This is a genomic window from Sphingobium sp. YR768 (assembly GCF_900111125.1).
GTDB lineage: Bacteria > Pseudomonadota > Alphaproteobacteria > Sphingomonadales > Sphingomonadaceae > Sphingobium.
The window spans coordinates 190019-201211 of record NZ_FOGE01000002.1 but is presented as its reverse complement, the minus strand read 5'-3'; the positions used below and the strand labels follow the sequence as shown (position 1 = coordinate 201211).

Annotated in this window: 6 protein-coding genes and 1 pseudogene; 3 read left to right on the top strand and 4 right to left on the bottom strand. The window is 63.3% G+C overall.

What is annotated here, in order from left to right; all coding sequences use genetic code 11:
* Positions 1-7: 7 nt before the first annotated feature.
* Genes kdpB through kdpF form a run of 3 tightly spaced genes read right to left on the bottom strand, consistent with a single transcriptional unit; the run spans position 8 to position 3863 of the window.
* Complete coding sequence (kdpB, locus tag BMX92_RS03355) at positions 8-2044, bottom strand: potassium-transporting ATPase subunit KdpB (RefSeq protein ID WP_093011826.1); 2037 nt, start codon at positions 2042-2044, stop codon at positions 8-10.
* Between the two features lie 12 nt (positions 2045-2056).
* Entirely contained in the window at positions 2057-3760 is a 1704-nt protein-coding gene (gene kdpA / locus BMX92_RS03350) for a potassium-transporting ATPase subunit KdpA (RefSeq protein WP_093011823.1), read from the bottom strand.
* Between the two features lie 13 nt (positions 3761-3773).
* The gene (kdpF, locus tag BMX92_RS03345) at positions 3774-3863 is read right to left on the bottom strand and encodes a K(+)-transporting ATPase subunit F (protein ID WP_093012579.1); all 90 of its coding nucleotides are present in this window, start codon (positions 3861-3863) and stop codon (positions 3774-3776) included.
* A 361-nt stretch (positions 3864-4224) separates the two neighbouring features.
* Between kdpF and BMX92_RS03340 the strand changes: the two are divergent.
* Positions 4225-4476 (top strand): annotated as a pseudogene (locus BMX92_RS03340) (hypothetical protein); the annotation flags it as partial.
* Positions 4477-4728: 252 nt separating this feature from the next.
* Positions 4729-5010 (top strand): hypothetical protein, encoded by a 282-nt coding sequence (locus BMX92_RS26820; protein ID WP_143066716.1) that lies wholly within the window; start codon positions 4729-4731, stop codon positions 5008-5010.
* An 80-nt stretch (positions 5011-5090) separates the two neighbouring features.
* Here BMX92_RS26820 and BMX92_RS03335 read toward each other — a convergent pair whose 3' ends face one another.
* The gene (locus tag BMX92_RS03335; RefSeq protein WP_218145732.1) at positions 5091-8474 is read right to left on the bottom strand and encodes a hybrid sensor histidine kinase/response regulator; all 3384 of its coding nucleotides are present in this window, start codon (positions 8472-8474) and stop codon (positions 5091-5093) included.
* A 505-nt stretch (positions 8475-8979) separates the two neighbouring features.
* Here BMX92_RS03335 and BMX92_RS03330 point away from each other — a divergent pair.
* Complete coding sequence (locus BMX92_RS03330) at positions 8980-11178, top strand: TonB-dependent receptor (protein WP_177184921.1); 2199 nt, start codon at positions 8980-8982, stop codon at positions 11176-11178.
* Positions 11179-11193 lie beyond the last annotated feature (15 nt).

Genomic DNA, 11193 nt, shown 5'->3' with positions numbered 1-11193 from the left:
CCTTCCCTCAGGCGAGGCCGAGTCCATTGACGGCGAGATCGATCAGCTTGATCCCGATAAAGGGCGCGATAAGCCCGCCCAGCCCGTAGACTGCGAGATTGCGCGCCAGCAGCGGCCCCGCGCCGATCGGGCGATAGGTCACACCCTTCAATGCCAGGGGCACGAGGCAGGGAATGATCAGCGCGTTGAAGATGATGGCCGACAGGATGGCGCTTTGCGGCGTGGCGAGGCCCATGATGTTGAGCACGCCCAGCCCCGGATAAAGGGCAATGAACATCGCCGGGATGATGGCGAAATATTTGGCGACGTCATTGGCGACCGAGAAGGTGGTGAGGGCGCCGCGGGTCATCAGCAATTGCTTGCCCAGTCCCACTATCTCGATCAGCTTGGTGGGATCGCTGTCAAGGTCGACCATGTTGCCGGCCTCGCGCGCGGCCTGCGTGCCGGTGTTCATGGCGACGCCGACATCGGCCTGGGCGAGGGCGGGCGCATCGTTGGTGCCGTCGCCGCACATGGCGACCAGGCGTCCGCCCTGCTGCTCCTTGCGGATCAGGGCGAGCTTGTCCTCCGGGGTGGCCTGTGCCAGGAAATCATCGACCCCGGCCTCCGCCGCGATGCTGGCGGCGGTCAGCGGATTGTCGCCGGTGATCATCACGGTGCGGATGCCCATGGCGCGCAGTTCGCCGAAACGTTCGCGAATGCCGGCCTTGACGATATCCTTGAGGAAGATCGCCCCCAGCAGCCGTCCATCCTGTGCCACGGCTAGCGGCGTGCCGCCGGCGCGGGCAATCTCGTCAGTGATGCGGCGCAATTCGGTGGCGGCGGCTGTTTCGTTTAGGCTCGGATTGGCGCGGAGGATCGAATCCACGGCGCCCTTCTGGATGACGGAACCGGCGATACGGACGCCCGAAATGCGGGTCTGGGCGGTAAAGGGAATGACTTCGGCATCGTCAGGCAGGCTGGCCGTGGTTTGACCGAAGCTGTCGCGCGCAAGCAGGACGATGGAGCGCCCCTCCGGCGTTTCGTCGGCAAGGCTGGCAAGCAGGGCGGCCTGTGCCAGATCGTGCCGATTGGCGCCGCCCACCGGACGGAATTCCGTCGCCTGCCGGTCGCCCACCGTGATGGTGCCGGTCTTGTCGAGCAGCAGCGTGTCGATGTCGCCCGCCGCCTCGACCGCGCGGCCCGACTTGGCGAGGACGTTGAAGCGCACCAGCCGATCCATGCCGGCGATGCCGATTGCCGACAGCAAGGCGGCGATCGTCGTCGGGATCAGGGTGATAAGCAGCGCGGCGAGGATAGCGACCGGCACCGATCCCCCGGCATAGCTGGCGAAACCGGGTATGGTGCCGACCGCAATCAGGAAGATGATGGTCAAGCCGACGAGCAGCAGGGTCAGCGCGATTTCATTGGGTGTCTTCTGGCGCTCGGCTCCCTCGACCAGCGCGATCATGCGGTCGAGAAACCCCTGACCGGGGTTGATCGTGACGCGCACCTTGATCTGGTCGGAAATGACGCGCGTGCCCGCCGTTACCGCCGAACGGTCACCACCAGCCTCGCGGATGACCGGCGCGGATTCTCCGGTGATGGCGGCTTCGTTGACGGAGGCGACGCCGGATATGACTTCGCCGTCGGACGGGATGAGATCGCCGGTTTCGACCAGCACTATATCGCCCAGTTTGAGCGCGCTGGCGGGCACGCTTTCATGAGTGTCGCCGCCGTTCTTCAGCCGTTTGGCGGTGAGTTCCGCCTTGGCTGCGCGCAGGGAGGCGGCCTGCGCCTTGCCGCGCCCTTCGGCCAGCGCTTCGGCAAAGGTGCCGAACAGGACGGTGAGCCAGAGCCAGATGACGAGTTGCAGCTTGAACCAGACCGACAGCCCATCCTGCCCGATGGCGAGGAGCAGGGTCAGCAGCACCGCGACAATGGCGGTGGTGAACATCACCGGGTTGCGGATCAACTCGCGGGGATGAAGCTTGCGGAAGGCGTCCCTGATCGCCGGAACGATCAGGTCAGCCGTGAAGAGTGATTTTTGTTCGGACCGAGCCATATCTATATGTCCTTAGAAAAGCTGGCCATGGATCATCGCAAGATGATCGGCGATGGGGCCGAGGGCGAGGCTGGGCAGGAAGGTAAGGCCGCCGACGACGAGGACGATGCCGACCAGCAGCCCGGTCCACAGCGGCCCGGTGGTAGGGAAGCTGCCGGCGCCTTCGGGTGTATGGCGCTTGGCGGCCAGTCCGCCCGCAATCGCCAGCATCGGGATGATGATGAAGAAGCGGCCGATCCACATCGCGACGCCCAGCATCCCATTGTAGAAGGGCGTGTTGGCGGTCAGTCCGGCAAAGGCGGAGCCATTATTCCCCACGGCGGATGTGAAAGCGTAGAGAATTTCGCTGAAGCCATGCGGTCCCTTGTTGAGGGGGCCTGCCAGACCGGCGGGTAGTATGGCCGCGATGGTGGTGAAACCCAGGATGATCAACGGCAAGACGGCTATGGCCAGCACAGCCAGCTTCACTTCCCGGCTCTCAATCTTCTTGCCGACATATTCCGGCGTGCGCCCGACCATCAGGCCGGCGACGAAGACGGCGAGGATGGCGAACAGCAGGAAGCCATAGATACCCGCACCGACGCCACCGACCACGACTTCGCCCAACTGGATGTTGATCAGCGGGATCATGCCGCCCAATGCGGTGAAGCTGTCGTGCATGGCGTTGACGGCGCCGCAACTGGCCGCCGTGGTGACGACCGAGAAAAGGGATGAGGCGGCAATGCCGAAGCGGGCCTCCTTACCCTCCATATTGCCGCCGGCCACGCCCAGATGATGCAGCACCGGATTGCCCGCTGCCTCCTGCCAATAGGTGACGGTTGTGCCTGCGAGGAACAGGATCATCATGGCGGCAAGGATCGCCCGGCCCTGACGAACGTTGCCGACCGCCTTGCCGAAGGTGTAGGTGAGGCCAGTGCCGATCGCGAAGATCGATAGCATCTGCACGAAATTGGTCAGCGCTGTCGGGTTCTCGAACGGATGAGCGCTGTTGGCGTTGAAGAAGCCACCGCCGTTGGTGCCCAGCATCTTGATCGCTTCCTGGCTGGCGACGGGACCCAGCGCCAGCGTCTGCCTGATGCCCTCCAATGTGGTGACGTCGACCGACCCGGCGAGCGTTTGCGGCACGCCGCTGGCGATGTAGAAGAGGGCAAGCACGATGCAGAGCGGCAGCAGCAGATAGAGCGTCACCCGCGTGATATCTGCCCAAAAATTGCCGATCCCCGTTGCATTGCGCCGCGCGAAACCGCGAAACAGCGCGAAGGCAAGCGCGATGCCGGTCGCAGCCGACAGGAAATTATGGATCGTCAGCGCCAGCATCTGGCTAAGGTTCGACAGGGTCGATTCCCCGGCATAGCTTTGCCAATTGGTGTTGCTGGTGAAACTGATTGCGGTGTTGAAGGCCAGATGCTCGCCAACCGGGCCATAGCCCAGCGGATTGAGCGGCAGCAGCGCCTGCATACGCAGAAGTGCGTAGGTCAGGAGCAGAAGTGCTGCGTTGAATATCAGCATATGGACGGCGTAGCGCCGCCATCCCTGGTCTTCCGTGGGATCGATGCCGGAAAATCGATAGAAGCCCCGCTCAACCGGGCCGAGCAGGGGGTGAAGGAATGTGCGACGCCCTTCATACAGAGCGAAAAGCCACAGGCCGACCGGCCGGGCGAGCGCCAGCGTGATGGTGGTGAAGGCCGCGATCAGCAGCCATCCTTGCAGGGTCATGGACGCCTCCCGTTCAGAAGCGTTCGGGCCGTGCGAGCACGGCGACGAGATAAAGGAGAAGGCCGAGCGCGGTGACGCCCGCCAGCCAGAGGTCGAGGGTCATCGGCATGGCTCCTTCAGGCGTGATCGCACAGGCGGGCATAAGCAAGGCTCGCCGCCAGAAGGCCAAGGATGATGCCGATCCAGATAAGATCCTGCATGATGATGCTCCCGCAAAACGTCCGTCGCGGCGTGCGGCGAGATTCGTCTGCGGTCGTTCAACTAGGGCGACAGGTCGTTTGAATGCGAGACGTGCGATCGGGCGCGCGCATAGTATTTGCGTATGATTTTGCCGATGCGGCGGGAGTGGCCGGAAATATGGCCATTTGCGCACAAAGTTGCGTTCGATACGCCCACGAGACGTAGCGAAACTCAGCTTCGATTTTGCCAGATTCCTCTCATTCCCGCTGGAGGCATTTTCCGGGATAGGGTCATCGAAGCAGGGCGACCGATACTTGCGCCGACTGCTCGTTGTCGGTGCGACTGCCGTCATGCGGCACGTCAAAGATAAGCCAACACCCATGGCGGACTGGATCAGAAAGCTGTCGGAAAAGAAGCCCTTCCGCCTCGTCTCCGTCGCGCTCGCCAACAAGCTTGCCCGGATCGCATGGGCCGTGCTGACCCGAAAGGAAGCCTTACAGGCCGTATCAGCAACTGGCCGCCTGATAGAAGTCTAAGAGTCCGTTTGGGAATGCGCCTTTGGCGCATCCGCACCGGCCCTCACCCCCACCCGACCGCCCAACAGGGTACCATATGTGGGCGGTCGGGTGGGGGGGAGGGCCGGCGCGGCTACAAAAATGCGCTCTTTCGCGCATTTTTCAAACGGTCTCTCAGCAACCGAATTGGCAGTGGCAGTCGATGATGAGTAACGATCGAGCCAATGGTGAGACCAACCCGTCTGATTCACTGCGCCTCAAAAGCGCGTCACGTTGATCAGGGACCTCATCGGCGGATTTCCATCAGGGCCAGCGGTAAATGCGATGCCGCATAAACAGGCCGGACACATGAAAGCAATCGATCAAATCCATCCCGACAAAAAGCCCTTGCCAAAGGGGGCGTCCACACATGAATCACCTCACGCCATCAGACGCTACCGGATTTTCGAGATGTCCAGCTTTTTGCCCGATCTCCCCAAAGCCTTGCAAACTCGGTTACTTCAAATTCACGAGAAAACTGCCATTTCTGCTGGATTCTGCGTTCCTCACTGCTGACGATCCAGGAAACGGCCAATTAGCCTGCGAGCCACGCGCTTGCCTCCGCCCGCCATGCGCGCTGCTAACTGCAGGGCGGGCTACTGGGCATCGAGCTCGTCATCGTCGAGCCTCGCACCGGCATGGTGCAGGAACGAGCGCAACGATGCAGGCGCCAGAGGCTTGGGCAATATGGTCACGCCCCTTTTTGCCGCAGTCGCCAGCACCGACGGTTCACGGCTTGCCGTAATCAGTGCCGGGATTCGCGCCCGCCCGCCCAGCCGCTTGATGAGTTGAAGGCCGTCACCGTCGTCGCCGAGGTGGAAATCCGCCAGTACGACGTCCCAAGGGCCGGCCCGTTGCAACGCATCGCTGACCGATCCAGCCATCTCGACCTGCATGCCCCAGCGCAAAAGTAGGGTCAAAAGCCCCTCCTGAATCGCCGGATCGTCCTCCACGCACAGCAATTTCATGACCTTCAGCCCGCCGGCCAACGGGTGGGAGACGGGCGCGACGGCAAGGCTATCCGCCCGGCGAACGGTGACGCTGAAGACGCTGCCCTGTCCGGGTTTCGAACGGACCGCGAGGGCATGACCCAGGGCGCCGCAGATCCGTTCGGCGATGGCAAGGCCAAGACCCGTGCCGGGCGCCGTGCCAGCCCCGGATGGCAGGCGCTGGAATTCCTTGAAGATCAGCGGCAAGTCCGCCGCGGCAATACCAGGGCCGCTGTCGCGCACTTCGATCCGGACTTTGTCGCCCTCCCGCCGGCATATAACGGCGACCGACCCGGTGAGGGTATAGCGCACAGCATTGCCGATCAGATTTTGCAGCACGGACCGAAGCAGATCGGGATCGGACAGGACCGACGGCGTGGCTGGGACCATGCGGAGCCTGATGCCTTTTCCGAGGGCGAGGGGGGCGAACTCGTGGTGCAGCGCCTGCAGCAACGGGCCGACCGCGACCGGGGAAAAGGTCGGCGTCACGCCGTCCAGTTCGAGGCGCGAGAGATTGAGCAAAGCGCGCAACAGGCTGTCGGCCGCCTCGATCGACAGGTCGGCCTTGCGGAGCAGTGCGCGTTCGTTCGAGCGGGGCTCCGTCGCCTCTGCGGCGGCGCCGACAAAGAGGCGGGCCGCGTTCAGCGGTTGCAGCAGGTCGTGGCTCGCCGCAGCCACGAAGCGGGCTTGCGAGCGGGTGGCCTTCTCCGCCACCATATTGGCGGCGGCCAGCGCGGTGTTCGCCGCGGTCAGTTCGCGGGTCCGGTCCCGGACCCGGTTCTCCAGTTCCTCGTTGACGTGGCGCAGCGCCCGGGCCGACGCGCGCAATTCGGTGACGTCGGTGAAGCTGGTCACATATTCGCCGCTCGCCAGCGGCTGGCCCACGACGCGAAGCGTCAGGCCCGGATTCCAGTCGTGTTCGAAATCCTGGGGCTCGCGGCGCCGGATCGGGCCGAACCGGCTTTCCAGAAAGGCTGCCAGATCCCCCGGATCGTCATGGCTGGTGTGGCGGATCAGATCCTCCAGCGACTGGCCCACATGGATGATGTCCGCCCGGATTCCCAGCAGCCGCAGATAGGCGTCGTTCCACGCGACCAGCCGCAGGTCGGCATCGACCACCACGACCGCCTGGGCCAGGCTGTCGAGCGTCACCTGCAGCAATTCGCGGCTGAACTGGACGGCATGGGCGGCCTCGTCCAGGATGCGGCCGATGTCGGCGGGCTCCCGGCCCGGATCGGCCAGAACCCATTGGATGACGCTCCGTGCCGATGAGGCACCGATCGCTCCCGCCAGCATGCGCTCGGCCGCGCGCGCCGAAAGGGCGTCGACGGGGTCGCTGTCGCGGATCGGCCGCGACCGGCCTTGCCCGAAATCCTCGAAAGCGCGGTGCGCGTCCTGCCGGCCGAGAAACTGTTCGACCAGCGTGCGCAAATCGCCGATCGTGCCGCGCATCGACCCTATGCCCGAACCGCTTGCCGGTGCCGGTCGGCCGACAAAGGCGTGCGCCTGGATGAGGTCCACCAGGCGCGGCGCGGCGCCGAACGAGACGCCGATATAGAGGCATATGTTCAGGACGAGGCTGGCCAGCACGCCCACCTCGAACGGGATGCCGCGGCCCGGCGCGGCCAGCGGCCATTCCGGCGCCAGTTGCGGCATGGCGACCACGCATGCCCACATGCCGATGCCACCGACGATGCCGGCCACAGCACCCAGGGAATGTCCCCGCCGCCAGATGACCGCGCCGACCAGCGCGGGCAAGAGCTGCGCGGATGCCGCGAGCGAGGTGAAGCCGAGATTGGCGAGGCTGTCGCCATGATCGATCGTCCGATAATAGGCCCAGCCGAGCAGGAGGACGAGCATGATCGAGGCGCGACGGATGTTGACGATCGCGCGGCCGATAGTGACCGAAGGGCGCGCCGAGCGGCGCAGACGCGCCAGGAGGGGGAGCACGAGTTCGTTGGAGATCATGGCGGAAACGGCCACGGTTTCGACCATCACCATCGATGCACCAGCCGAAAATCCGCCGACGAGCACGAATCCGGTCAGCACCGGGCCCGCCACCTGCATCGGCAGGCCCAGGACGTACATGTCGGGATCGCCGTTCAACAACAGGCGTCCCGCCGCGACGATCGGCGGTACGGTGATCGCGGCCAGAAACATGTAAAGCGGGAACTGCCAGCGTGCGGCTTTAAGGTCGTCCACATCTTCCAGTTCCACGAAGCTCAGGTGAAACTGGCGGGGCAGCGTGATCGCCGTTACCATGCACAGCAGTGTTGCCGTCATGAACGACAGGCCAAGCGCCGGAGCGTCGGCCAGATCGCCGACCGTCGCGACGCTAGGTCGCCATCCCTCACGGCCAAGGAGCACGGCGACCGCTAGGACCGCGACCGCGGCGAGCGCTACGATCTTGACGACGGACTCGATCGCGACGACGCGCACCAGCCCCCGGCTGTGTGCGGTCAGATTGGCCCGGCGCGCCCCGAACAGGATCGCGAAACCGGCCAGCACGGCAACGATGATGGGCAAGGCCAGCGCGGGCGGCGCCGCGGGGGCAGCGACGACCGCCCACGCCCGCGACAGCGACGACAGCTGCAACGCGATATAGGGCAATGCGCCCAGGATCGCGACCAAGGCCACCACTATGCCCAGCGGCCGGCTGCGGCCATAGCGGGAGGAGAGAAAGTCCGCGATCGAGCCGACATTCTCACGCTTCGCGGCTATCGCGATGCGCTGCCAGATCGGGAAGAACAGCACCAGCGCGAGGATGGGGCCAAGATAGTTCGGCAGATAGGCCCATCCGTCCCGCGTCGCGGTGCCGACCGCGCCGAAATAGGTCCATGATGTGCACAGAACCGCGAGCGAGAGGCTGTAGATGAGCTTGCGCCGCCCGCGGCCTTCCTGCGACGCAGCAGTGCGATCCGCGCGCCACGCGACCAGGAACAGCCCGGCCATATAGAGCAGCAGGATGGCAAGGATATACGCGCCGGTCATGCGGTGCTCTGCGGTGTGCTGGTCCGCGAACGAGCGCGCGACGGCGGACGGCTGGCCCTGGTGCGATAGACTTGCATCCTTTTCTCCCCGGTGTCCCGATCATAACGACCACACATCATGCGATCGACGGCCATATACTAGCCATATTGCTACATTGCCCACGGGTGGATTGGCTTGATATAAAGCGAACAGCAAACTCATTGTAGAAAAGCAATGATGTCTGGAAATAATGAAGAAATTCATTCAAGTAATTTCCAATAACTTGTTATAATGTAATATATATATTGTATTTATTATCAATATATTTCCACGATTCCACGAACATTCGTGATCAAGAGATGGAATATATCATGAGAGAGGATGGGGCATGTTTAGAAGTCGCAAACTGAACAGACGCGTCGGTCGAGCATATTGGCTGCGTGGTGTGGCGTCGGGCGGATTTTTGGTAGCTTCGGCTTTTGGCGGCACAGCTCAGGCCCAGGATCGGGTCCAGCCCCAGGACCGTATGGGGGTTACGCCATCGGCCGATGCGAACACGTCGGGCATCGGAACGGCGGACGCGACTCTCGCCTTCCAGGAGGACAGCGAAATTGTCGTTACCGCCCAAAAGCGATCGGAATCGGCGGCGCGCGTGCCGATCGCGATGAACGTAATCAATGGCGATTCGCTTCGTGAGCAAGGGATCGCAAGCGTCGCGGACCTGCAGAATATCACGACGGGCCTGGCCGTTACTCGGACCGGTTTCGGTCTCAATTTGAACATTCGCGGCGTGACCACCACCGATACGTCGGTGAAGGGCAGCCAAGGCATCGCCTATACGGTCGACGGCGTGCCGATCAATCGGCCGCAGGCACGCGGCGTTGCGTTTTTCGATATCGAGCGGGTCGAGGTTTTGCGCGGCCCCCAGGGCACGCTGTATGGCAGCAGCACCACCGGCGGCGCGGTCAACGTCATCACCAAGGCGCCCGGGCCGGTTCTGTCGGCCAGCGGACGAGTCGAGATCGGCAATTACGACACCAGGCGCGCCGAATTCGCGGTCAACCTGCCGCTGGGGGATCGTTTCGCCTTTCGTGTCGCCGGCAATATCAACGATCGGAACGGCTATCTCTATCCGGTGGACGGATCGCCCGCACGCGGCGGCCAGAGCGACCGGACCGTCCGCGCGTCGCTGCGCGGCGAGCTATCCGACGACATCACCGCGCGCATCACGGTGACGGCGGGCCATATCGGCGGAAACCGGGTGGGCGGGGTGCCGCTCGGCACCTTTTCGAGCCAGGACGGGCGGGCGCAACGCACACTGTCCGGCAATCCGTTCCGCTCCTCGGTCGATGACAATTTCTTCACCGCCAACTGGGAATTGCAGGCCGCGCTGGGGAGCGCCCAGATCACCTATCTCGGATCGCGGCAGATCTTCAATCTGAACGAGGTCGATACATCGACCAACGATCCGACGGGCAACGCTCCGGCGCCCAGCTATGTGTGGTCGCCCTGGCGTGTGCGCGACCGGACGGACAGCCACGAACTGCGCATATCCAATGCCGATCCGGGCCGGATCGACTATGTGGTGGGCGCCAATTATATGCGCGAGCCGCTGCGGGAAAATTATCATTCATTCGCCGCCCCGCTGAACGATCCCACGGTTGCCGGGAGCATCAGTACCCTCAATGCGATCAACCGCACCGTCCTTAAATCCGCCGGCCTGTTCGGTCAGGTCACATTCCACCTGAACGACATTCTGGGCCTGGTCGCGGGCGTGCGCTATTCGAAGGACGAGGTCCGGCGCACGGGCACTTTTTCCGTCGGCAACCGGAATGTGGACGGCCAGACCTGCGTGGCGCCGAACGATTGCGTGGGCGGACCCAATAATGGTTTTCAATCGGCCAGCAAATTCACCTACCGGCTGGGTTTCAATGCCCAACTGGACCCGTCGAACCTTGTCTATGGGTCGGTATCGACAGGCTATAAGCCGGGCGGGTTCAACGATTTCGATCCGGCCACGGGCCAGGTCGGCACCTATGAACCGGAATCGCTGCGCGCCTATGAACTGGGATATAAGGGGCGCCTGTTCGACAATCTGCGCTTCGATTCCTCGATCTTCTATTATGATTATTCGCTCAACCAGATCAGCAGTCTGGTGCTCTTCCCCCTGACATCCGGCGGCGTGGTCGGGGTGATCTATACCCGGGCGGCATCGACCGAGGTGAAGGGATGGGAAAACGAACTCACCTACACGGTCGCGCCGCGCACCAGCATCACCGCGCGGGCGGCCCTTCTCGATTCCCAATATAGGTCATTGCGGGTCGGCCTGTTCCGTCAGATCGACTGGCGCGGGGAGAGACTCGATTCCAGCCCGTCCTTCGTCGGGTCGATCGGGGTCAACCACGCGTTCGAATTGTCGAACGGGGCCGAGCTTCGACTGCGCGCTTTTTCGAAATATAGCAGTTCCTACCTGCTCAGCGATCTGGCCCAGGCGCAGCGATTCAAGCAAAAGGGATATACGCGCAGCGACATCAGCGTGACCTATGCGGCGCCGGGCGACAAATATTATGTGCAGGCCTTTGTCGAGAATATCGAGGATGCATTGCAGGCGACGCAGGCGCCCAGCTTCAACGCCGCCAGCCTGGCGGGCAATCTGAACGCCAGCACGGTCGGCGTGACGACGCCGCGCTTCTTCGGCATCCGTTTCGGCTTCAACTTCCAATAGCATGCGCTACACCAT